General features: G+C 34.4%; 25 protein-coding genes and 1 pseudogene. 17 read left to right on the plus strand and 9 right to left on the minus strand.

All coding sequences use genetic code 11. The annotated features are described in order from the left end of the window. Window positions 1–107 (minus strand): annotated as a pseudogene (locus AC4NPH_RS26530) (cell wall hydrolase); the annotation flags it as partial. Window positions 108–514: 407 nt separating this feature from the next. Here AC4NPH_RS26530 and AC4NPH_RS26535 point away from each other — a divergent pair. Beyond that, complete coding sequence (locus AC4NPH_RS26535; RefSeq protein WP_097812912.1) at window positions 515–700, plus strand: hypothetical protein; 186 nt, start codon at window positions 515–517, stop codon at window positions 698–700. A 408-nt stretch (window positions 701–1,108) separates the two neighbouring features. On the opposite strand, the gene AC4NPH_RS26540 is transcribed toward AC4NPH_RS26535, so the two are convergent. After that, complete coding sequence (locus AC4NPH_RS26540) at window positions 1,109–1,567, minus strand: DinB/UmuC family translesion DNA polymerase (protein WP_491939264.1); 459 nt, start codon at window positions 1,565–1,567, stop codon at window positions 1,109–1,111. Window positions 1,568–2,069: 502 nt separating this feature from the next. On the opposite strand from AC4NPH_RS26540, the gene AC4NPH_RS26545 reads away from it, so the two are divergent. From AC4NPH_RS26545 to AC4NPH_RS26570, 6 genes are all read left to right on the plus strand, one after another. Then, window positions 2,070–3,146 carry a zinc-dependent alcohol dehydrogenase gene (locus AC4NPH_RS26545; RefSeq protein ID WP_491939265.1) on the plus strand — a complete coding sequence of 359 codons (1,077 nt, stop codon included), beginning with the start codon at window positions 2,070–2,072 and terminating at the stop codon, window positions 3,144–3,146. 263 nt (window positions 3,147–3,409) lie between these two features. Continuing rightward, window positions 3,410–4,390: a 2-keto-3-deoxygluconate permease gene (locus tag AC4NPH_RS26550; RefSeq protein WP_025751483.1), complete on the plus strand. Its 981-nt coding sequence runs from the start codon at window positions 3,410–3,412 to the stop codon at window positions 4,388–4,390. Window positions 4,391–4,476: 86 nt separating this feature from the next. Then, the gene (locus AC4NPH_RS26555; protein WP_491939266.1) at window positions 4,477–5,268 is read left to right on the plus strand and encodes a FadR/GntR family transcriptional regulator; all 792 of its coding nucleotides are present in this window, start codon (window positions 4,477–4,479) and stop codon (window positions 5,266–5,268) included. Between the two features lie 164 nt (window positions 5,269–5,432). Then, window positions 5,433–6,845, plus strand: a complete 1,413-nt coding sequence (locus AC4NPH_RS26560) for a four-carbon acid sugar kinase family protein (protein ID WP_491939267.1) — start codon at window positions 5,433–5,435, stop codon at window positions 6,843–6,845. Between the two features lie 21 nt (window positions 6,846–6,866). Next, complete coding sequence (locus tag AC4NPH_RS26565) at window positions 6,867–8,129, plus strand: ribulose-bisphosphate carboxylase large subunit family protein (protein ID WP_097812916.1); 1,263 nt, start codon at window positions 6,867–6,869, stop codon at window positions 8,127–8,129. Between the two features lie 616 nt (window positions 8,130–8,745). Continuing rightward, on the plus strand, window positions 8,746–9,567 hold the full coding sequence (locus AC4NPH_RS26570) for a pyruvate, water dikinase regulatory protein (RefSeq protein WP_097812917.1): 822 nt from the start codon (window positions 8,746–8,748) through the stop codon (window positions 9,565–9,567). A gap of 278 nt (window positions 9,568–9,845) precedes the next feature. Here the strand turns inward: AC4NPH_RS26570 and AC4NPH_RS26575 are convergent, their stop codons facing one another. The 4 genes from AC4NPH_RS26575 to AC4NPH_RS26590 all read right to left on the minus strand — a co-directional run bounded on the left by AC4NPH_RS26575 (window position 9,846) and on the right by AC4NPH_RS26590 (window position 11,908). Beyond that, window positions 9,846–10,022, minus strand: coding sequence for a DUF8096 family protein (locus AC4NPH_RS26575; RefSeq protein WP_491939292.1), 177 nt, complete (start codon window positions 10,020–10,022; stop codon window positions 9,846–9,848). 73 nt (window positions 10,023–10,095) lie between these two features. Further along, the gene (locus AC4NPH_RS26580; RefSeq protein WP_170959627.1) at window positions 10,096–10,245 is read right to left on the minus strand and encodes a hypothetical protein; all 150 of its coding nucleotides are present in this window, start codon (window positions 10,243–10,245) and stop codon (window positions 10,096–10,098) included. A 51-nt stretch (window positions 10,246–10,296) separates the two neighbouring features. Further along, window positions 10,297–10,629: a YolD-like family protein gene (locus AC4NPH_RS26585; protein WP_491939268.1), complete on the minus strand. Its 333-nt coding sequence runs from the start codon at window positions 10,627–10,629 to the stop codon at window positions 10,297–10,299. Window positions 10,630–10,642: 13 nt separating this feature from the next. Continuing rightward, complete coding sequence (locus tag AC4NPH_RS26590; protein ID WP_335483328.1) at window positions 10,643–11,908, minus strand: Y-family DNA polymerase; 1,266 nt, start codon at window positions 11,906–11,908, stop codon at window positions 10,643–10,645. A gap of 138 nt (window positions 11,909–12,046) precedes the next feature. On the opposite strand from AC4NPH_RS26590, the gene AC4NPH_RS26595 reads away from it, so the two are divergent. The 6 genes from AC4NPH_RS26595 (at window position 12,047) to AC4NPH_RS26620 (ending at window position 17,082) form a co-directional block, all read left to right on the plus strand. Continuing rightward, entirely contained in the window at window positions 12,047–12,268 is a 222-nt protein-coding gene (locus tag AC4NPH_RS26595; RefSeq protein ID WP_098197197.1) for a hypothetical protein, read from the plus strand. A 259-nt stretch (window positions 12,269–12,527) separates the two neighbouring features. After that, a complete protein-coding gene (locus AC4NPH_RS26600) occupies window positions 12,528–12,977 on the plus strand; it encodes a YrhA family protein (RefSeq protein WP_491939269.1) in 450 nt (149 codons plus the stop codon). Window positions 12,978–13,336: 359 nt separating this feature from the next. Further along, window positions 13,337–13,804 carry a DUF6985 domain-containing protein gene (locus AC4NPH_RS26605; RefSeq protein ID WP_098197198.1) on the plus strand — a complete coding sequence of 156 codons (468 nt, stop codon included), beginning with the start codon at window positions 13,337–13,339 and terminating at the stop codon, window positions 13,802–13,804. A gap of 30 nt (window positions 13,805–13,834) precedes the next feature. After that, the gene (locus tag AC4NPH_RS26610) at window positions 13,835–14,986 is read left to right on the plus strand and encodes a suppressor of fused domain protein (protein ID WP_098197199.1); all 1,152 of its coding nucleotides are present in this window, start codon (window positions 13,835–13,837) and stop codon (window positions 14,984–14,986) included. A 971-nt stretch (window positions 14,987–15,957) separates the two neighbouring features. After that, entirely contained in the window at window positions 15,958–16,434 is a 477-nt protein-coding gene (locus AC4NPH_RS26615; protein ID WP_097812887.1) for a hypothetical protein, read from the plus strand. A 243-nt stretch (window positions 16,435–16,677) separates the two neighbouring features. Further along, the gene (locus AC4NPH_RS26620) at window positions 16,678–17,082 is read left to right on the plus strand and encodes a hypothetical protein (protein ID WP_491939270.1); all 405 of its coding nucleotides are present in this window, start codon (window positions 16,678–16,680) and stop codon (window positions 17,080–17,082) included. Between the two features lie 528 nt (window positions 17,083–17,610). On the opposite strand, the gene AC4NPH_RS26625 is transcribed toward AC4NPH_RS26620, so the two are convergent. The 3 genes from AC4NPH_RS26625 to AC4NPH_RS26635 form a co-directional block, all read right to left on the minus strand. Next, window positions 17,611–17,883, minus strand: coding sequence for an AbrB/MazE/SpoVT family DNA-binding domain-containing protein (locus AC4NPH_RS26625; protein ID WP_097813446.1), 273 nt, complete (start codon window positions 17,881–17,883; stop codon window positions 17,611–17,613). A 329-nt stretch (window positions 17,884–18,212) separates the two neighbouring features. Further along, window positions 18,213–18,422, minus strand: a complete 210-nt coding sequence (locus AC4NPH_RS26630) for a cold-shock protein (RefSeq protein WP_097813447.1) — start codon at window positions 18,420–18,422, stop codon at window positions 18,213–18,215. A 248-nt stretch (window positions 18,423–18,670) separates the two neighbouring features. Next, entirely contained in the window at window positions 18,671–18,886 is a 216-nt protein-coding gene (locus AC4NPH_RS26635) for a hypothetical protein (RefSeq protein WP_098197200.1), read from the minus strand. A 193-nt stretch (window positions 18,887–19,079) separates the two neighbouring features. Here AC4NPH_RS26635 and AC4NPH_RS26640 point away from each other — a divergent pair, with 193 nt between their 5' ends. The 4 genes from AC4NPH_RS26640 (at window position 19,080) to AC4NPH_RS26655 (ending at window position 21,770) form a co-directional block, all read left to right on the plus strand. Continuing rightward, a complete protein-coding gene (locus tag AC4NPH_RS26640; protein ID WP_098197201.1) occupies window positions 19,080–19,631 on the plus strand; it encodes a YhcN/YlaJ family sporulation lipoprotein in 552 nt (183 codons plus the stop codon). Window positions 19,632–19,858: 227 nt separating this feature from the next. Beyond that, window positions 19,859–20,380, plus strand: coding sequence for an undecaprenyl-diphosphatase (locus AC4NPH_RS26645; RefSeq protein WP_097813450.1), 522 nt, complete (start codon window positions 19,859–19,861; stop codon window positions 20,378–20,380). A 304-nt stretch (window positions 20,381–20,684) separates the two neighbouring features. Next, window positions 20,685–21,137: a YsnF/AvaK domain-containing protein gene (locus tag AC4NPH_RS26650; protein ID WP_097813451.1), complete on the plus strand. Its 453-nt coding sequence runs from the start codon at window positions 20,685–20,687 to the stop codon at window positions 21,135–21,137. Window positions 21,138–21,302: 165 nt separating this feature from the next. After that, the gene (locus AC4NPH_RS26655) at window positions 21,303–21,770 is read left to right on the plus strand and encodes a YsnF/AvaK domain-containing protein (RefSeq protein ID WP_097813452.1); all 468 of its coding nucleotides are present in this window, start codon (window positions 21,303–21,305) and stop codon (window positions 21,768–21,770) included. The last annotated feature ends 197 nt before the right edge of the window (window positions 21,771–21,967 follow it).

Below are 21,967 nucleotides of genomic sequence, written 5' to 3' on the forward strand. Positions count from 1 at the left end.
ACATTTCCGACATATAACATCCCTAGTCTTCCTTCACCTTCAGCTTCTGCTCGCATCATCCTTGCCATTAAGTTAATATCTGCACTTCGGTAACTTACTCTTGCCATTTACTCACCCCCAAAATATAGTATGAAAAAAAGCCTATATTGATGTCATTGTTTATAAGATAGCAATGCTTAGTTTTTACATATTATCGCGCATATTTAAGCATTCCCATTAAATAACTAGATACTGATTACCAAACGAAGTAGTTATTCTTTTGATACTAAGTGGCTACCGTAGTAAGCTTACCTGTCCAATCGAAAAATAAAAAAGAACCCCTTACTACAGTGGGGTAAGATGTTCTAGGCTTTTAGCTACCAGGAGTTGTCCCAATCGTTTGTTCTTTTTATAAAGCTTAAATAGCGTAGATAGCCCTAACATATTTGAATAATAAGGAATACCGTTTTCTTCTTGAATAAAATGGGAATTAGTTAAAAGAAAGGTTTAACCATTTTGAATAGGAGGGAATGTCATGTTTAATGATCATGAAGAAGAAATTCAGGCCTATTTAATTAAAGAGGGTTATAGTGTTAGTAAGTTTTTAAGAAAAGATAGGAATTGTTATTACTTCAGGGTCAATAATATTTGGTTAGGTGATCATATAGTCAAAGTTCAAAATGGATTTCTAGGTTTTTTAAAAGAAAGGGTTAGTGGATAAAGAATAAATAGTCTAGACGCAAAGAGTATATTAAAAAGAATGATAAAGGAGCAGCCATTTCCGTTGTTATCTCAGTTTATAAAATTAAAATTTTATAAACTGAAAAAGCATTCCTTTTTGAGGAATGCTTTTTCTTAATGTTGAGAAATTATAAATAACCTTTTTTTTGACCATTTGCGCTTCTGTTAAAACAGGTTGAGCTACTTATGCTTGCTTATTTATCATTTCCTTTAATCTTATGTATGCTCTAGCATTGTAGCAAAAGGGCGCCATTTTTTCATTCCTCTATGTGCCATGTTTCTGTCCTCCTTAAGCTTTATGGCCTCCAACTAAGCCATTTCGGTAACAAGCTGTTGAATGCTCTAGATGGCTTGAAGCCCGCAGCAAACTGTTCTTTCCGTAACGCATTCAAATCTCATCAATCGTTTTGGCAAGAGCATAGGCTCTTTCACGCTGATCAATGTCCTCAAATAAGCTCATTTGCTCCTCTTCTTCAATGCTAGTATTGGATAACGAAATCCCAATGGAGCGAATCGGCATACCATTATCAAACGTATGTAAAATGGTTAAACAATAAGGGAAAATATCTTGGCTTAAGTTCGAAGCTCGCACCATTTTCTTTTGTCTAGAGAAGCCTCCACCTGTTTGTTTGTTGTAGCCAATGGATAAATGAACCGTTTGTGCTACCACTTGATGCATACGTAAGCGAAAGCACACATCATCCAAGAGTTCTAACAGCAATAACTCTATTTCTTTTCGGTTTGTATAATCGCGAAATAGAATCTGACTTTTTCCAAAGGAACAAGAGCGAGGAATGTAAACATCAGAAATGCGACTGTAATCAATGCCATTCGCATGTTGATGCAACTCTTCATCCAGGATGCCAAATTCTTTTTGTACCATTTTAATTTAGCGTAACTAAACATCAGACAAATTAAGGTTACTTAAAAGCAGAGATTATATCATTCATTCTGTAAAAACATCAGACGAATTTTAAGGGTTGAATTAACTATTATGCTATTTTTAGTTTAAAAACAACCTAATTTTATCATTGACGTGCTTAAACTGGATGTTGTACAATCTATTTAAGATATTTCATCAGACAAATAATTGAGTACATATGTGGTGGAATAGATTTTAAATAAATATTTTTATTCTGTTTTCTAGTTTAAACATCAGACAAATTCAAGAAATGGGGGGAAGAGTGACATGCATATATAAAATTTAAAGGTTATTTTAAACACAATTTGGCTAGATGGAATTAATATTGCTTCAAAGACATGTTATGTTCGCATCTTAACCTTATCGCGTGTTAAAAAAACTAAAAGTTCTGAATAGTAAATGTATATAACTAAGGAGGTATCATAAAATGAAAGCGGTTGTAAAAACAGGAGAAAATTACGGTTTCTCTTATATGGAAGTAGAGAAGCCTAGACCAAAACCTCATGAGATCTTAATTGAAGTAGAGGCAGCAGCTATATGTGGAACAGATATTAGCTACAATAAGTGGGGGCAATCTGCAAAAGATTTTGCGTCGAAATTTAATGTGAAATTTCCTTTTACTGTTGGTCATGAATGTTCTGGGACGATTATTGAGGTGGGTAGTGAAGTTAAGAATAGAAAGGTTGGTGAAAGAGTAGCTTTTGAAACTCATATTCCTTGTGAAGAGTGTTTTCAGTGTCAAACAGGAAATGCCCACAATTGTATGAATATGGGCATTTACGGAACAAGTTGTGATGGGTGTTTTGCAGACTACGCAGTTGCTCCGGAAAATGTAGCATTTAAATTACCCGACAATGTATCCTTCGAAGAAGGTGCCCTTTTTGAACCAGCCGGCGTTGCCATGCGAGCAGTGGAAGAATCTCAAATTCAACCTGGTGATACTGCTCTCGTCTTCGGCTGTGGTGCTATAGGTCTTTTGGCTATAAAAATGTTGCTGGCATGTGGGGCTTCAAGAGTTATAGGAGTTGATATAGACCCGTACAGAGTAGACATGGCCAAAAGCTTTGGTGCTGTTGGAGTTAATTCACTTAAAGAAGATCTTTCAGCAATTGTTAAAGATATGACGTCTAGCAGAGGTGGAGTAGATTTCATTTTTGAGATGACAGGTTCACCAAAAGTATATGAAACTTTATTTGATCACCTTCGCTTAGAAGGAAGAGTAGTCACTGTAGGACATCCTGGGGGTCCTATCCCAATTAATATAACACAAAGTATTAATTTAAAAGGTGCTACAATTAAGGGTTTATTTGGAAGACGTATTTGGGAAACATGGTGGAAGTTATCATCCTTAGTTGAGTCGAAAAAAATTGATATACTTGAAGTTGTAACACATCGTTATTCATTCTCCCAAGTAGATGAGGCATTTGAACAAGTAAATAAAGGAGCAGGGAAAATTATGTTCTTAAAGGACAGAAATCGTTTTTTAAAGAGACGGAATATTTAATTAATTTCCAACTTAAAGATATAGTGTATTTACCTAGAATCAATATAGAAAAATCTATTGTTTAGCAGCAATAAGACTAGTAATCGAAGAGATAGTTTCAGATAAACAGAATTTTGAAAGCGTTTCAAAATGGTTTTTTTATAGGAATGAGTTAACGAGAAAATTGTACCAATGTTAGTATACATTGTTTAATAAGTAGATTTGCACAAATTGTGATGTTAAGAGTTTTAACAGATTCTAAAACAATACCAGGAGTTGAAACTATGCAAATAAAAAAGGCAATCGATAAGATTCCTGCAGGCTTAATGCTTGTTCCTTTATTTATAGGATCTTTAGTTCGCACACTCTTTCCAGAAGCATTTGAATCGCAAGCATTTACACATTCGTTTACCGGGGGACTATTAACTGGCACCACAGCATTGCTAGGTGGATTTTATCTTTGTTTAGGTGCAACTATACGATTCGATGCAACAGGTTATGTGTTAAAAAAAGGGGGAGCCTTATGGTTGGGTAAAATAGGCACGACTTTTGTAATTGCTTTATTAATCAAATCTATTTTCCCTGATCAAAATAACTTATTTTTAGGGCTATCTGCTTTAGCTATAGTTGCTGCTTTTTCTGATACAAACGGTGCTATTTATATGGCTCTTATGGGACAACTTGGAAAGAAAAAAGAGGATATAGCTGCTTATTCTATTATGTCACTTGAATCTGGGCCTTTCTTTACGATGCTAATATTAGGTATTGCTGGATTAGCTAGTTTTCCAATTTCCGCATTTGTCTTTACGCTTCTTCCCCTAGCAGTCGGAATGATCCTTGGAAATCTAGACGAAAAAATGCGAGAGTTTTTAAGTAAAGGCGAGGACGTCTTTATCCCTATGTTAGGTTTAGCGATTGGGGCCGGAATTAACTTAACCAATGTAATGAAAGCTGGATTATCTGGCATTATCTTAGGTATAGCTGTTGTTGCAATTACTGGAATTGCTCTATTTATGTTAGATCGGATTACAGGTGGAGACGGTGTAGGGGGGTTAGCTGCTTCAAATACCGCGGGTAACGCAGCTGCCGTACCATTATCCCTTGCAGCTGTTAATCCTATTTATAATGAAGTAGCTGCAAACGCGACACTTCAGGTATCAGCAGCAGTTATTGTTACAGCCATTTTATCACCCACCCTAACGGTTTGGTATGCAAAACGAGTTGAGAAAAGAAAAGTACAGAACGTTAACAACATTGGAGCCTGACTATCTGAATCTATATTTGAAGGGCAATTTACTATATAATGCTTTTAATAAGATTAAAATTAATAATATTAAAGGTGATTAATAAAATGGATAACGAAATGGATTTAATTATGTCAGCTGCTGTTAATAATGAAAAAATTTCAGACGCAAAAACAGCTGTAGATAAGGTAACAGATTATATTAAACACAAAATCATTTATAAAGAATTAAAGCCTAATGATAAGATTCCTACAGAAAGTGAGTTAAGTGAAATTTTAGATGTAAGTAGAAGTTCAGTGCGAGAAGCATTAAAGATATTAGCAGCTACTAATATTATCCAAATAAGAAGAGGCGATGGCACCTATATTTCAGAACCAGAGAACATTTCTTTTTCTCAATCTCTATTGTTTAAGATAATCCTAAATAACATGCAACTTAAAGAACTAGTTGAATTTCGTGAGCAGATGGAAGTAGCAGTAATAAAATTAGCTATTACTTATGCTACCAAAGAAGATATAGAAGGTTTAAAGAACATTTGTAATTCTTTTTTAGAATGTATTGAAACCAACCCAGATGATTATAAAATAATTCATGAATTAGACTTGAGATTTCATAAAGCTCTAGCAGCTTCAACTAAAAATAAGTTAATGGCAGAAATATATTTGTTTGCATTTGAAATTTTTTCTCCAATGATTTTAGAAAACTACGCTATGGGCCAGGTAAAGGGTGAGGACAAGGAAACAACAGTTAAAAATCATAAGATCCTTATTGAGGCACTGGAAAAAAAGGATCTTTACACAGGAATTTACGGCATACAAATGTCACTTAAGTTATGGATGAAGTGGATCAATAATAGGGATTCAGATAATATATCGAGCAAGGAAGATCATACATTTTAAAACTTTAGAGGATAAACTACGTTTCATTATCATCCTATTTTTAGGAAAATAGTGGAACAAGTAATTTGTGAAAAAAATCACATTATGCAGTGAAAATTGACGACCGTTTATACAAAGAACTTCTTGGAGAACCGGAGAAAAAAGGATAGAAAGGAAGAGTGAGAATGACTGAGAATAATCTATTGCTTGCTTTTTACGGAGATGATTTTACTGGTTCTACAGATGCAATGGAAGCGCTATCTTCAAATGGTTATCGTACAATCCTATTTTTGGAACTACCTTCACTAGAGATGTTGGAAAAATTTAATGATGTTCAATGTATTGGAATTCCAGGAACTAGTCGGGCTAAAGATCCTAAAGAAATGGAACAAGAATTACGACCAGTGTTTGAGTCATTATTTAAGTTGAAGACGGATTTGATTCACTATAAAACATGTTCAACATTTGATTCCAATCCGGAAGTTGGTAGTATTGGAAAAGCGATTGAGATTGCGCTTGATTACACTGAAGAATCGCAAAAAACAGTGCCGATTTTTGTTGCGACACCACCACTGGGTAGATATACATTGTTTGGGAATCACTTCGCGAGAATGTATGATACGGTTTATCGGTTGGATCGACACCCAACTATGTCAAAACACCCGATGACACCCATGAATGAATCAGATTTAAGAGTTCACTTAAACAAGCAATTTCAAATACCCAAACAAATTGGTTTGATGAATTTAGTAGAACTATCTGGGGATTATAGGTACGTTAAGGAAGTGTATGAGCAAAAGTTATCGTTAAGCAATGATATCATTCTTTTTGATGGAATTGATGATAGTCATTGTGAAAAGGTTGGACGACTATTGTGGGAAAAAGGTCAGGAAGGTTTACGGTTCATTGTCGGATCATCAGGCGTTGAATACGCATTAACAACTGAATGGAATCGGCAGGGGTTACAAGTAGCAAACAACAAAAAAGAGCGATTAGAAGTTCCTTCCTCTGATCAAGTTCTTGTTGTAGCTGGTAGTTGTTCACCCATCACCGAAAAGCAAATTGAAGTTGCAATTGCTGCAGGTTTCGTGGGAATTCAAATTTCTCCCCAAGATATTATCAATAAAGAAGAACTGCCACAAGGTTTATTGGACAAGGTAATTAAACATATCAAAAATGATAAAAGTGTTATTTTATATACAGCTCGTGGACCAGAAGACCCTGCCATTGCTGAAACTCACAGGCTCTTTGATGAGATGGGAATAGAGAAAAGGGAATCCGGAGAGCTAATTGGCAGTCAGCTAGGTAAATGGGCATTGGAAATTATAAAAGAAACAAATATCCGCCGTATTATTGCTGCAGGAGGAGACACTTCAGGTTTTGTAACAAAAGAATTGAAACTGTTCGCATTGGAAATGATTCTTCCGATTGACCCAGGTGTTCCCTTGTGTTGCGGCTATTCATCAGATCAAACTATGAATAATATTGAAATTGCCTTAAAAGGTGGCCAGATGGGAAGCCCCGAATTTTTTGTGAAGATCAAGGAAGCTAGTTCATTTGATACCCCATCTTTAAATTATAATACCTTAAAATATTAAATTATGTAGGAGTGTTATTATATGAACCAACAACGTGTTTTTGCAATGTATCACATTGAGACGCCGTATGATCTAGAATATGCTGCAAAAGTCATGGCGGGTGAGCAATCTACAGGTACGTTTATCGCTGTTCCTGGAGAAACAGAAGAACTTAAGGATCAATTTGCAGCGAAAGTAGTATCAATCGAAAAATTAGGGGAGGTCCCTTCTCCCACTTTACCCGGATCCAAACCGCCTGGTGGATCCAATAAATCTACTTCATATAATAGAGGGAAAGTCGTGTTATCGTTCCCCTTACATAATTTTGGGCCTTCAATTCCAAACTTATTGGCAACTGTAGCAGGTAATCTGTATGAGCTACGTGAATTTAGTGGGTTAAGACTCATGGACTTGGAGTTGCCTAATGCATTTATGGAAAAGTATCCTGGTCCTAAATTTGGAATAGAAGGAACGAGAAAATTAGCTAACGTATACAATCGTCCACTCATAGGCACAATTGTAAAGCCTAGTATTGGATTAACACCAGATGATTTACGAATAGTTGTAAGAGATTTGGCAATGGCCGGAATAGATTTTATCAAAGATGATGAACTGAACGCTAACCCTCCGTATGCTCCTTTGAAAGATCGTGTAAAGGCTGCTATGGAAGAAATAGAGAGAGTCGCAGATAAAACTGGTAAAAAGGTAATGTATGCGTTTAATATCACGGATGATATTGATCAACTTGAACGTAATCATGAGACCGTCGTAAAAGCTGGCGGAAATTGTGTAATGGTGAGTATCAATAGTATAGGACTGGCAGGTGTTGCACATTTAAGGAAATTTAGCGAGGTTCCAATTCATGGGCATCGTAACCAATGGGGAGCTATGACTCGTTGTCCGCAGTTAGGTATGGAATTTACGGCTTATCAAAAGTTGTGCCGCCTGGCTGGAGTCGATCATTTACATTGTAATGCTATAGACAGCAAATTCTATGAATCTAATGAATCCGTTATTCAATCTGCAAAAGATTGTTTAACTCCGATGTTTGGAGGTTATACTGTGATGCCTGTATTATCTTCTGGTCAATGGGCAGGAACTGCGCAAGATTCGTATGCATCAATGGAAACAATTGATGTTATGCATTTAGCAGGCGGGGGCATCCTTGGACATCCAAGTGGCTTGGAAGCAGGAGTTAAAAGCATGATTCAAGGGTGGGAAGCAGCAGTTTCTGGTGTACCCATCAATGAATATGCCAAGACTCACACTGAGTTAAAACAGGCCATTGAGAAATTTGGGAAATAAAAAATAACAGTATATATTATTTTTTCAATCTGTAAAAGTCGGATTACTCCTCCGACTTTTACAATATAGTAAACTTGACAACAATAACAATGACTTAGGATTCTTTCAAACGCTTCCTGAATAGTAGATTGTGAAAGAATGTACTTAAACTATAGGATGCTTTATAGGAAGGCACTCTCACGAATGCCCTCCTCATTAAATAGTGACTTTTAAATAAATTTTACCATACCCTCACTACTAACAAGTACAATTTTTTGATTAAGCTATACTGAATAGCTTATATTAAGTTAATTTTAATCTGACCAGAAAAAGGGCATATTTTTGTTCTTACCCCTCTTTGCTATTTTGCAGAACTCTTATATTTCTCCATTAATATCTGCTACTTGTATGATGTGGGTAAAATTGTTGTGCCTGATTATATTTTAGTAAGTTAAATTGTTAAAGTGATCGGGTCCAAGATCCTATTAATATTCAGATTATGAGTTAATTAGTTTCCTGTTTTTAGGCTAATTCTATACATATCATAGGCTCCTCTTGTAAGTTACCAAACGGTAGGTAAATAAAGTACTGCCAAAGTAGCCACACAATCAATAATAGAGGAATGGAGGGACCTAATATGAGTAAGAGGAAAATTGTGTATATAGTTTCCGATTCAGCCGGGGAAACAGCTGAGTTGATGGTAAAGGCAATTTTAACTCAATTTAGTGAGGAAGATATCGAAATCCAGAATATTTCCTACGTAGAAGATGTTCAAGATATTAATAATATCTTGGCTGTAGCAAGGTATAATAATTCCATTATTGCTTATACAATCGTCATTTCAACTTTAAAACAGTATCTCGACCAAAAGGCGAGGGAAGAAAGAATTATAGCAATTGATTTAATGAATCCTCTAATGAATGCCTTTAGTAAAACATTTAATAAAGAGCCCAACTTTCAACCGGGATTACTGAGGAAATTAGACGATAATTATCTTCGAAGGGTCGAGGCTGTTGAATTCGCAGTAAAGTATGATAATGGCCAAGATATATATGGAATTAAACGGGCCGATATTGTATTGATTGGTGTTTCTAGAACATCTAAGACCCCTCTCTCTATGTATTTAGCCTACAAAAGATTTAAAGTCGCAAATGTGCCTTTGGTTCCAGAAATTGCACCTCCTGATGAACTGTTTAGTATTCCAAAAAATAAATGTGTTGGTTTAATCATTACCCCTGATAAATTAAATGAAATCCGAAAAGAGCGATTAGAAGGTTTGGGATTAACATCTCAATCCAATTATGCAAATTTAACTCGGATTCTTGAAGAATCAGAATATGCTGAGAAGATCATGAAGCGTATTGATTGCCCAGTGATTAATGTTTCAAACAAAGCAATAGAAGAGACTGCAGATTTAATCTTAGAAATGTTAAAAAAAGAGAGAAGCTGGATAGGATAATTAAGCTGTTATTTATGTTTAAAGAGGAAAATGGCAAGGAAGGCAGTAAGGATTTAACTTGAACGGAATGTCCCAAATTGGTTTACCTGTTCCATGGAATCCGTCTTGGGGGGATCCGTCCGTTCTAGTGTCATATCTATGCTAGGAACAATGGATACCAATTTAAATGGAAAAATATATTGCAAATAACCTTCAAGCTCAAATATAATCCTAAAGCCTTTGCTTTAATAAGCAAAGGCTTTTTTTGACGAGTTTCTTCTATATAGTCTAAATACCGCCTAAATACTCTTTTTCATGCCACAGTTGCGGCATTCACGTAAGAAAACGCCACCTTTTACGGCGCTTTTGAAGTAAGCTGAGTTGCAGTTGTCGCATCTTCCACTAACTTTATCCGGAAATTCAGCGTAGCCACACACTTTGTTAAAATCGATTTCTTGCCCCTTTGTTTCTTCCAGGTTAATCACTCTTTTCTATTTGGCTTTTCTTAGACTACCACAATTACATCCAGATAAAAGGGTTATGTTACAATTACTCTGGCTTTTCCACTAGTTGCATCTGGAAAATTTGCGTTTCTTGTATACCTGCTCTTTGGAGTTCCTGTTTAAAGGATTCTCCTTCTTTTAGTTTAATGATTCTTTTCGAACCGTCACGTAACGTGTATACTCTAAAATTGTACATGAATGTACCTCCACCCAAATAAATGCTTCCTGTACACGATTTCTTTAGGAACTAAGCCAAGCGAACATCGATTAGCTCGCTTAATCTCATTTTATTCTTTAACTCAAATACGTCATCAATGAAAATAAATAAATCCCCAAGAGAATCAACAAACTGAATAAACCCTGTCTCTGTTATACGTTGGCCTTTCTTGTAATATGTAAGGTACACTTGTTGATTTGTATGTAAGGCTTCAATCAAGGTGAAATTGATTTGTTCCATTTGCTCCTCTGTTAAAACAGGTTGAGCTACTTCTACTTGCTTATTTATTATTTCCTGTAATCCTATGTATTGCTCTGGCATTGTAGCAAAAGGGCGCCATTTTTTCATTCCTCTATGTTCCATGTTTCTGTCCTCCTTAAGCTTTATGGCCTCCAAGTAAGCCATTTCGATAACGAGCTGTTGAGTGATCCAGATAGCTTGAAGCCCGTAGCACACTATTCTTCCCATAACGCAGCCTAATTTCATCTATCGTTTTGGCAAGAGCATAGGCTCTTTCACGCTGATCGATATCCTCAAATAAGCTCATTTGCTCCTCTTCTTGAATACTAGTGTTGGATAATGAAATGCCAATGGAGCGAATCGGCATGCCACTATCATACATATGTAAAATCGTTAAACAATACGGAAAAATATCTTGGCTTAAGTTTGAAGCTCTCCCCATTTTCTTTTGTCTCGAGAAGCCCCCACCTGTTTGTTTGCTGTAGCCAATCGATAAATGGATAGTTTGTGCCACTACTTGATGCATACGTAAACGAAAACAAACATCGTCCAATAGCTCCAATAGTAATAATTCAACTTCTTTTCGGCTTGTATAATCTCGAAAGAGAATCTGACTTTTCCCAAAGGAACGGGAACTAGGTATGTACACATCTGAAATTCGACTAAAATCAATCCCATTCGCATGTTGGTGAATTTCCTCTCCCATGATGCCAAATTCCTTTTGTAACATCTCTTTAGAAGAAAGAGCGAGTTCTTTTATGGTATAGATGCCTAAACGGTTTAAGCGTCTTTCTGTAGCTGACGAGATCCCCCAGAAATCCTTCATTGGATGAATCGACCATAACTTAAAGGGAATATCCTCATATCGCCAATAAGCAACTCCTGTTGGGCTGTGCTTTGCTTCATGATCTAAGCTGACTTTAGCCAGTAAGAGATTAGGACCGATTCCCGCGGTAGCTGTCAGTCTTGTTTTGCGATAGATTTCATTAAGTATTCGATGAGCTAGATCCTCTGGTGTTCGAGCGAATAAATGCAAAGAAGCTGTCGCATCAATAAACAACTCATCAATGCTATACGCATGAAAGTCTTCAGGAGCAACATACTGTAACACCAAACTAGAAATATAGTTCGAAGCCTTGATATATCTTTCCATTGATGGATTCACCACATAGATATCTTTCCTTTTAGGAATTTCAAAGAGGCGACTTCCTGTTTTGATTCCTTCTTTCTTTAATAAGGGTGTGGCAGCTAACACAACAGATCCCGACCGTTTGACATCTCCTACAACCGCAAGCCTTGTTTTTAAAGGATTTAAACCCCGTATGACAGAGGAAACCGAAGCAAAAAAACTCTTCATGTCTATGCAAATAATGACTCTGTTTGGTAGCTGCCCATAATCCATTGGAATAACTCCTCAATAAAGAACGTTTGTTCTTTATTATATACGAACAAACGTTCTTTATTCAATGGAATCTTTTCCCGATTATTGTTACAATAAGAAGAAAAAATACTCTATATGAATGAGAACGAAGGGGAATCTATGATTAAAGCTTTCAGCGCATTTTTACTGACTACTATTATTTCTTTTGGTGTAATGGTTGGTGCTTTACTAATTTGGGTTACTATACAAGGAAATCACATAACTGATCCATCACTTGCAGACGGATTAGGGTTTGCGGTTGCTTATGGGGTAATAGCTGCTGTTCCCATTTCAGTTGCAATAGGAATCTTTGGTGGTATTATTGGTTATTTGAGAAATTGAATTTAAAAATCCTATTTATTATTTAAGGAGAAGTAACAAAATGTATCAAATGAGGATCTTTACATTAAGAGGCGGTACTAAGAGGAAAATAAAGATTGAAGAGGGAATGCCCCTTATCATAAAGCAGTTACTAATGAACAAAACTCTCTAACAAGAGGATTAGCTCCTAAACAAAGTAAAACGATAAATTAGCCAATGTTTGAGGATGATCTTTACCCACCAGAACCTTTTAAAAGAAGGGAAGAGTAGATATGCCACAGTGGAAAGACTTATTGATATAAATGGAAAAAATGAGAAATATGGAAGTTCGCTTAGAAATCCAGCATCAGATACAGAAATTATAACAATGAATCATAATATTCAGAAGAAATTACGAAACATTATATTACCTAAGTCATATATTGAACTTTTAAAGATAATAAATGGGTTAGACTTTAATGGATTAGTAATCTACGGTGTTGATGAAGTTCTACTTGATAAGGAAGTAGATGAAAATATCCATGGGTTTATAGAAACAAACGAGCTTTGGTATGAAAATGATTGGCAAAAGCAATATATATTTTTGGGAGATTCTGATACAGCATGGTATTGTTATGACCTAAAAGAGAGTGTATATGTAGAACTCGACAAGCCCTCAGGAACTTTAATTCAGTCATTTGAAAGTTTTGATTCCATGGTGAGCGATGCATTTGAAACAATTCTTTTGTGATGAAATGAAATCCTTAGTATAAATCTTTCTTGTGGTTCTCAAAAGTTTATTGGTGAACTTATTTGGTTCAAACCATCACGAAATTTTACCCGATGATATTTATGAAAGTAAGAAAATGATTGTTAAAATATGACTTTGATTGGCTATACACCTTTCAAGGTTTTTATGTTTTAACCATTATTACGATTAAATGAGCCAATATTTGAATCATATATTTCAGGGTGTTAAGCAGACTTATGAGATTGGTTTCAGTGGTTAAGTAATTCTTATTACTTGATCCATATTTGCACAGGAGAATGACGAAGCACGTATTGATAAAGGTAAACACATAAAGCGAGTGAATAAAAAGGAGAATTAAAATGACTATAAACGATCCAATTTTTGGGGAACTTGAGTATGAATATGGTTGGATTAAGGATACCACTATTCGTTTTTTTGGAAAAGAAACTCAGATAGCTTTGATGATAGATAGTGAAGAAGATGGCAAGTTTGATGAAAATCAGTATACAGCATATCAATCATTCATAAAAAATTGGGATGACTTACAACCAAGTCTATTACAATCAATAGTAGACTATTATAAACAAAAGCAAAATGAACTAGGCTATGATAGTGGATTAAATGAAAATTATCCCTTAATTGAAACAACTGGTCAAATACTAGACATGATAACTTTCGATGGAATTGTTGTACCATATGCGGATATTTTTGAAGGACGAGATATTAGAATGACATTTAATTGTACATGGGATATAGAAAATGGATTAGGCATTCGTCTATTAAATGAAAAAGTAATTGAAGTAGGCTACCAGGATGTTGCAATTTAAGTAGAACTATTCGCTAGGAGGTAATTAGGAATGGATAGTAAACAAATTGCAAAAGAAATTCGTTCGGCTATAAAAAAAGGCGATATTGAAAAGATAGTTGAGTTAATTGGCTCTAATGCTGAACGTTTAAATATGATGACCCCTTTTGGAACGTGGCTTCATGTTGCAGCTTCTAGAGGAGAGTTAGACATTGTTAAGAAACTAATAGAACTTGGTGCAAATGTTAATGTACTTGGAGGAGTGTATGGTGGTGGAGCATTGAACGAAGCTGCTTCTGCAGGTCATATTGATATAGTAAGGTATTTATTATCTTGTGGAGCTGATATGGATGTAAGCAATCCAGAAAGAAATCCATTGTTTGGTGCAATTAGTAATGGTCATGCTGATATTGCAGAACAATTAATTGAAAGTGGCATAGATACGAATGTTACATATAGTAGTGAATTTATGAGAGAGGTAGACGCATTGACTATTGCAAAGGAACAAGGACAAAAAGAAATTGTTAAGTTGTTAGAAAGTCAGAGAGGGCTCTCTAAGGATGTAACTACAACAAATCATAATGATCAGGACCGTCATGTTGAGATTTTAAATCATATTACGAAGCATTTTGGCCCTATTGAAAATACTGTAAGTGAAATTGTTCCAGGTAGTAGAGTATCAGTTACTATTCACATAATCCCTCCGTCAATGAATAAAGACTTTGTCACTCTTGTAACTACCGGTATGAGTGATGAACCTATGGATTATTTAGATGAGGAAAGTATGTTTAAGTATGCAGAGTTGTTACTAAAATTGCCTTCAAGTTGGATAGTTGAAAAGGACAATATGAAAGACCGAAATCATTATTGGCCTCTTGGGTGGTTAAGGAAAGTCGCTCATATTCCACATCTTTATGATGGGTGGCTTGAGGAAGGGGTTATTCTTCCAAATGGAGAACCTCCTCAGCCATTTGCATCAAACACAAAGTTATCATGCATAATGATATGCCGTCCCCAAGAATCCGGACTGAATAACGTTCATACTAAAGGGGAAGACATAAATATTTATACACTCGTTCCTATCTATGAAGAAGAGAGAAATCTCGTATTGGAAAAAGGGTATGAGTATCTGCTGGAAAGAATGAGTGAGAAAGGAATTTCAGATGTTTTGGACATACATCGGATAAATGTTGGTATGCAATAACACTTGTAGATAGTACATGGGCCGAGATTCTTTTCCCCCCTTACATATCATTAATTATGTCGAAAATAGAAAATGTATTTTTTATAACTGCATGAGGATTCTACTTAACTATACAGCGAATCCTCATGCAGTTTTTTGTTTCTATGGAAATTTGATATGCTTTGATTATAGAAAGGGTCAATTTGAACCAGTTGTTGTATTTTTTGACCATGAAGCTGAGGGAGAATAAAAAGAACCTAATAAACGTATGAAAAAGACCATCTTAATCGATGGCCTCTTTCGTAAATGTATTGGTATGGGTTTTCGACTTAGCTTGGATTGCTAAAAACAGATCGGCTAATTTATATATATCCGCGCTTAGTCAATTATAAACCAGTTTTTCAAAAAAAGAGGCGTCTATAATAGCGCCGTCCACCAAGAAAAAGTGTTAGGATTCAATCATTAATCCTTCTGTATGGTAATACATATTATAAACAAATTAATGATTATGCTGGAATGTACCCGCCAATGGAATAAAAACGTTCGTAAAAGTGCATGAATTACAAAAGACGTTCGCAATTGATTTTCAAATATAAACGGACGATAAAAATGATAGATTTCGTATTCAAAATAAAAGTTCGTAAACGTATACCTTTACAGACTATCTACATTGGAAAGCCTTAACTATAGAGTATGTATTGTATCCTCAATGAATCAATATAACAAAAACACCAAAATAAATATAATTTTACAAATAACAATGTCATTTATTTTTGTTACAACAATAGTAGGGGGGCTGAGACTCATTGTACTTTTGGATTGGCAGTAACAAAAATGGTCGTTTTCGTTACTGACTAAAGATATTTAATATAGAAATATTTTTACATAGATTGTCTTTAGAATAGGAAGATACAGGAGAAGCAAATCAAAAACACACTTGTAATTTCCTGATTTAACATTATGTGGTATATTTGATTAAAAAGGAAAAAAACATGATAGGACTTGCTATTGCCATTATTGTATTTAATTTTATTGCGTTTAAAACAAATAAAAGACTGACAGCAAATCAAATTCTTCATATTTGGATATTTACAATTGCTTTTCAACATATGTTCGATGTCTTTATAGATTTAAAATATCATGCCTATTGGTATTTTACAGAAAATGCAGATTGGAGGGGAGTGCTTACTCATACTGTATTACTCCCGCCTGCTAATATGATATTTCTTAATTGGTATCCTTTTAAAATGCCAATTATTCACAAGGTTCGCTACCTTATCTTTTGGATGGTCGCCATTTTGCTTTATGAAATGATTACCTTACTTCCCGAACCTTGGGGATACTTTCACTATGGTTGGTGGAATTTATGGTATTCAGCTATCATTGATCCAGTACTTCTACTTATTGCATTAGGGTATTATAAATGGGTATTAAAGTTAGAAAACAAGTTATTAACAGCAAAGAAATAAAAATAAAAAGCTACCTCGGTATGGTAAGCGAAGTAGCTTTTTGTCAGGAATTACAATTATAAAGTACCAAAATATAACCGCAAGTAAATATTAGCATATTTTTGCCATAAGGACTATTTTTTAGGTGTACTAGCATATGAATAAAAGGTGCACTTTTTATTCATCTATTTCTAAAACGTCTATCTGAAAAACGTTAATAAATCAAGGATGTATAAAAAGCTGCATACTCCGGAAAAAGAACCCTTGGCAGAACCGTTCTGTGACAAGGGTTCTTTTTTGGGTTGTGTTCCGGAAAGATTGATTATGTTAATCAAACATGCATATGATATACAGATTAAAATAGAAAAAGCTACTGAAGTTTACTCTTTTATACAAAAAATAAACTTAAAAATGAAGGACCTTTATCTTCAGCATAGAATATTTTTATACATTCAAAAAGAAAAAGGAGTTGTTTTTGTGCATCAACAAATGGAAATCAAAAAGGAAATAAAACTTTTGAAAGCTGAAATTGATTTGTGTAATCAAATTAGAAAGTTGTTGATGGAAAAAGGTCAGAGATACATATCTTCTAAACAAGAGTATACGGAATATGAAATTTTAAAAATAGCTTTAAATAGATTAATGAATGAAGTAAATTTTAGGTATTAAAAGACTAAAAAAACACCTAAAAATAGAAAGGATATAGATATTCTTTGAAATGTTACATAATGAATTTATTTAAATTAGAAAAAGAGAAGATCACGAATATGTTCTTCTCTTTTATTTTATAGATTCCTGTAAATCACATTATGGTAACTAAAAATGTATACTTTTATGGATAAGATATTTAAATCTATTAAAAGATGTTAAAGTAATTATTATCGTTAACAAAAGAAAAAGCTACCTCGGCAGTGGAAGCGAGATAGCTTTTTCACAGGGTTCGAACGTATAAAAAGTAACGGAAAGATAGCTCAAATAAATATTATCGCAATTTTCCGATAAATACCACTTTTTTCCGTACAAGCATATGTATAAAACGCAGACTTTTTATGCATTCTCCTTCCACCTGGATCTTGGGAAAAACCAGTAATATCAAGGATGTATAAAGAGCTGCATAAAGAAGAAAACAACAATCTCATTAATAAAACCATTGTTTTCGCACCCCTTTTATCATAGAAGATACTTTACAGTTTTGAATTATAACTTTACTTCTAACTCTCTAAGCAGTTGCTTTACTCCCTCACGGCTTAGAATTACTTTTCCTTTTGCCAAGATTAGATTATCTTCAGAAACTTCACCTGTCACTTTACAAGCTAAATCAGGTGAATATTTTTTCAATACAATGTTCTCATTATCTACAAAAATCTCAACAGGTTCGTTCTTTTTAATATTTAATGTTCTTCTTAGTTCGATGGGTAAGACTACTCTTCCCAGGTTGTCTAGTTTCCTAACGATGCCAGTAGCTTTCATTTTAAAACCTCCATAAAATATTACTTACATACCCATTAAGTGTACAATATGCTTTTTATTGTTTTCATTAGTAATATATTACATTTTAGGTGAGGGAGGATATTTCACTATGATAAGGTTAGAAATAAAGGTTGCATGGAAGAATTATTATGGAAATTATTAAATCACTCATTTTTCTCATTTTAACCTGATGTATTAATTAGATATATAACATATTCAAGTTATTTTGTAGTGATTGTTTATCTAATAATTGCATAACAGCTTTATAAAGTACAAATAAGGCAACGGAATAACTTGTTGCCTTTTAAATAACAGATGACCTTAGGATATTAGTCTAGGACCCGTACACGTACTGCTTCTAGCCCATTTTGACCTGTTTCTACATCAAAAGAAACCTTTTGACCTTCTCTCAGGACTGGATAACCATTCCCTTCAATAGAGCGATAAGAAACAAAAAGCTCAGTTTCATCCTCTGTTGTAATAAAACCATACCCTTTATTAAAACTGTACGACTTGATTGTTCCATTTTTTCTTCCCATATAATCTTCCCCCCCTAAATTATTAGTCTTTTTATATTGTATAATATTTGTAATACATTGAGGGAATTAGTGGGGAAAATGGGCTTATGTCTTTGTTATTAAGTATGGTTTTCAAATCTATAAAATTAAGTAATTGTTGTTTATTCTTTTTGATTATTAAAGGCTTTAGGCAGTAAAAACTGCCTAAAGCCTTTAATAATCACCCATAACTCAATTGTATGCAAAATATACTATGGAAAATACAGTTTTTATTGCTTTGATAAACCGTTTCTCATGTTGCTTCTATTCGTCATTGTCTGCATGGTTGGTGCCCCTGGTTTATTTCCATTTCCTCTTACTATCCAAATCACTAAAGTCCCAATTCCTATGCTCAAAAGTGACAGTAGCATGCCTCTGTTATTATTTTTCTTTTCAAATAGACCATTAACCTTAAATAAAGAAGTTAGCTGCTGTACATTATTCATTATGCAAATCCCTCTTTGATAAGTGTTTGAAAGAAAGCTCTCTTTCAACATCTTTATTTTTCGCCGATGCTACGTATATATACTGGGAAAATGATTCTATCATTACTTGGATTTTCAAATTATTCCCTGTAATTATTTTGACAACAATGTAAACCTTAATACATATATGACTATTAGAAGGAGTGAAAAAGGAATGAAGACAAAAAAATATGTACTGGGACTCTTATCAGTTATTTTATCAGTAGGTTTTCTTTTTGGTTGTAATGATAAAAAAGATGAATCTGAGCCTGACCCAACTGAAGAACCGTCTGAACAAAAAGCTCAAAATAATCGTGACAACAATGATCTACGAGACGTGGGATTTCAACCCGACGGTGTTCAAAATAATAATGTAGATAATAATAATCAGACACGATTAGAAGTAGCTGATAAAGCTGCGGATCGTATTGCTAAATTAAATGAAGTAGACACTGCAAATGTGATTGTTACAAACGAAAATGCATACGTGGCTGTTGTTTTAAAGAATGAAGCAAATGGAGAAGTAACCGACCGTTTAAAAAAGAAGATTTCAGATCAAGTAAAAGCTACAGATAAGGATATTCGAAATGTGTATGTGTCATCCGATCCTGATTTTGTGAATCGTATGGAAGAGTACGGAAATCGAATTAATGAAGGTGCGACAAGAAATGGCCTATTTGAAGATTTTACTGAAACCGTTAAAAGAGTATTCCCTAACGCTCGTTAAATTAGAGTGATTGAACATAACAAGTCAATTTAGTATGTTCTAGAAAAAAGAAACCTCCTTATAAATTAAGGAGGTTTTGTATGTGTTTCTTTCTCTAATACATACAATATCCTAACAAATATTTTACGTTCAACTTTTTTTGTTAACGTAAAAACACCATTCATATAATGGGTACCTCGTTCAGGAGGACATGGTACATACATCTGAAAAGCAAGGAGAAATTGGATATGGATTATAAAATATTTAGAGCAATCAATCAGCTCGCTGGTCGTTATTCTTCATTCGATACGTTAATGATATTGATTTCAAAAAAAGTTCGTTATGTATTCATATTTATATTGATCGTTATGTGGTTTCGAAACGGTTCTCAAAAAAAAGTGACATTATATGCTGTTATATCTGTGGCATTTACGTTATTTATTCACACGTTAATGAAATGTTTTTATTTTAAGCCTCGTCCATTTATGAAGCTCCGTGCTGGCATACTCATTCCTTCAAAGATGGATTCTTCATTTTTAAGTAAACATACGTTACTAACGTTTGCAGTATCCACTTCTATTTTTCTCCATAAACGTATTCTTGGATCAGTGATGTTAGGGCTGTCCTTATTAACCGGATTCTCAAGGATTTGGGTAGGACATCATTATCCTTCTGATATTGTTCGAAGTGCTTTCACTGGTAGCTTAACGAGCATTATCGTTGACAAAGCTGTATGTCTTTTAAAGAGGATGAATCAGAAAATAAAGTAGTATCATTTTCCCGGTATAGATAAGTAAGTTTGTCACAGAATAAAGACGTTGGAAGATCATTTTCTTCCAAATAACTATCGATGGGGTATTCACATAATGAATAACTTACATTGATTAACGTCCTCATTTAATTTTGGACGTAATAATAGAGGCATGATGTTTTCATTATTGGGTTTAGGAGTTGGGGCTGTTACGACTAATGGAATGCGACGAAGACATGGAAATAAGATGACACCCGCAACTGTACAAACAATGGTGAGTAGATTCAATAATAGATAAAACAAATAAAAATGGAGGGAAATGTATGAACAATTTTTTTGGACTCTTTGCAGATGAGAATGAGAAAGCACAAAATAATCATGAAAATGAAAAGCTTCGTCTTCATAAAGAGGAATTAGATATCACTAAAAATAAAATAGCCGCAGGGGAGGTAACCTTGCAAAAAGAAGTTATAGAAGAGCAACAAACGGTTGACGTTCCTGTTACCCATGAGGAAGTTGTTATTGAGAGAAGAGCTATCGACAACGAACTCAGCAATTCATCTATTAGTGATGAAGAAACCATTCACATTCCAGTCAGTGAGGAACAGGTTCAAGTAAGCAAACACACTGTAACAACAGGTGAAGTTTCAGCTTACAAGCGCAATGTAGAAGAAACGCAACATGTAGAAGAAACCTTAAAAAGGGAAGAAGCTCATGTTGATACAACTGGTCACGTTAATATAGCTTCCGACGATACAGCTTCTCCTATCGATTAAAAAAGATATAAATCAAACCGAAAAACACTTCCCAAATCGTAAGAACGATTTGGGAGGTATTTTTTGGGGAGTATTTTAAATGATGACTTTACACCCTCTTTTTATATTGTCTTAAATAGAAAAAAACTAACTTATATTTATTACAGTAACTATGGAGGCTAAAATATGTCAAAGAACAAAATTGCCAAATATGACTCCAATACGAATGATCGCAAAGTTTCAGAACAAGTTATTTATGATACTGACAATAGTGCAAAGCTCCAACTTCATGAGGAGAAGTTAGACATCTCTAAAAAATGGATAAAAACAGGAGAGGTAGCCATACACAAAGAGATTTTTACGGAGGAGAAAACCATTACCATACCTGTGATCCATGAGGAACTGATAATTGAGAAAAAAGTTTTAGATGCAGAAAATACAGATCAAACGGGTGAACATACAGAAATTATTCGGATACCTATTAGTGAAGAGCGTATCGAAGTCATCAAACATCCAACAGTTCTAGAAGATGTTGCAATTTATAAACGTCAATTCCAAGAAACTAAGCCTATTACAAAGACCTTAAAAAAAGAAAAAGTGCATATAGAAACGACCGGCAACCCTGAAGTAGTAGATAGGAATACAGAAAAGTAATCAGCATACACTTAAAAAAATATTCAAAACTGTTAATAAGATGATACCCAAAGAAAGTATACTTATACTTAGTTCTGGTTTAAAAAGGCTCAGACAGCCAAACTACTATGAACCTTACCTACTACACGGGCAATCTTTATTTAAAACTTCGTATCTTTTTTATAAACATCGTGACTTTATTTCAAAGCCGTAGGAAA

The sequence above is a fragment of the Priestia sp. MDV22-iso46 genome (assembly GCF_058629175.1).

Bases quoted from the DNA above. Each gene is read 5' to 3' on its own strand.
- AC4NPH_RS26535 (WP_097812912.1), top strand. From the start codon at position 515: ATGTTTAATGATCATGAAGAAGAAATTCAGGCCTATTTAATTAAAGAG.
- AC4NPH_RS26545 (WP_491939265.1), top strand. From the start codon at position 2,070: ATGAAAGCGGTTGTAAAAACAGGAGAAAATTACGGTTTCTCTTATATG.
- AC4NPH_RS26550 (WP_025751483.1), top strand. From the start codon at position 3,410: ATGCAAATAAAAAAGGCAATCGATAAGATTCCTGCAGGCTTAATGCTT.
- AC4NPH_RS26555 (WP_491939266.1), top strand. From the start codon at position 4,477: ATGGATAACGAAATGGATTTAATTATGTCAGCTGCTGTTAATAATGAA.
- AC4NPH_RS26560 (WP_491939267.1), top strand. From the start codon at position 5,433: ATGACTGAGAATAATCTATTGCTTGCTTTTTACGGAGATGATTTTACT.
- AC4NPH_RS26565 (WP_097812916.1), top strand. From the start codon at position 6,867: ATGAACCAACAACGTGTTTTTGCAATGTATCACATTGAGACGCCGTAT.
- AC4NPH_RS26570 (WP_097812917.1), top strand. From the start codon at position 8,746: ATGAGTAAGAGGAAAATTGTGTATATAGTTTCCGATTCAGCCGGGGAA.
- AC4NPH_RS26580 (WP_170959627.1), bottom strand. From the start codon at position 10,245: ATGTACAATTTTAGAGTATACACGTTACGTGACGGTTCGAAAAGAATC.
- AC4NPH_RS26585 (WP_491939268.1), bottom strand. From the start codon at position 10,629: ATGGAACATAGAGGAATGAAAAAATGGCGCCCTTTTGCTACAATGCCA.
- AC4NPH_RS26590 (WP_335483328.1), bottom strand. From the start codon at position 11,908: ATGGATTATGGGCAGCTACCAAACAGAGTCATTATTTGCATAGACATG.
- AC4NPH_RS26595 (WP_098197197.1), top strand. From the start codon at position 12,047: ATGATTAAAGCTTTCAGCGCATTTTTACTGACTACTATTATTTCTTTT.
- AC4NPH_RS26605 (WP_098197198.1), top strand. From the start codon at position 13,337: ATGACTATAAACGATCCAATTTTTGGGGAACTTGAGTATGAATATGGT.
- AC4NPH_RS26610 (WP_098197199.1), top strand. From the start codon at position 13,835: ATGGATAGTAAACAAATTGCAAAAGAAATTCGTTCGGCTATAAAAAAA.
- AC4NPH_RS26615 (WP_097812887.1), top strand. From the start codon at position 15,958: ATGATAGGACTTGCTATTGCCATTATTGTATTTAATTTTATTGCGTTT.
- AC4NPH_RS26625 (WP_097813446.1), bottom strand. From the start codon at position 17,883: ATGAAAGCTACTGGCATCGTTAGGAAACTAGACAACCTGGGAAGAGTA.
- AC4NPH_RS26630 (WP_097813447.1), bottom strand. From the start codon at position 18,422: ATGGGAAGAAAAAATGGAACAATCAAGTCGTACAGTTTTAATAAAGGG.
- AC4NPH_RS26635 (WP_098197200.1), bottom strand. From the start codon at position 18,886: ATGAATAATGTACAGCAGCTAACTTCTTTATTTAAGGTTAATGGTCTA.
- AC4NPH_RS26640 (WP_098197201.1), top strand. From the start codon at position 19,080: ATGAAGACAAAAAAATATGTACTGGGACTCTTATCAGTTATTTTATCA.
- AC4NPH_RS26645 (WP_097813450.1), top strand. From the start codon at position 19,859: ATGGATTATAAAATATTTAGAGCAATCAATCAGCTCGCTGGTCGTTAT.
- AC4NPH_RS26650 (WP_097813451.1), top strand. From the start codon at position 20,685: ATGAACAATTTTTTTGGACTCTTTGCAGATGAGAATGAGAAAGCACAA.
- AC4NPH_RS26655 (WP_097813452.1), top strand. From the start codon at position 21,303: ATGTCAAAGAACAAAATTGCCAAATATGACTCCAATACGAATGATCGC.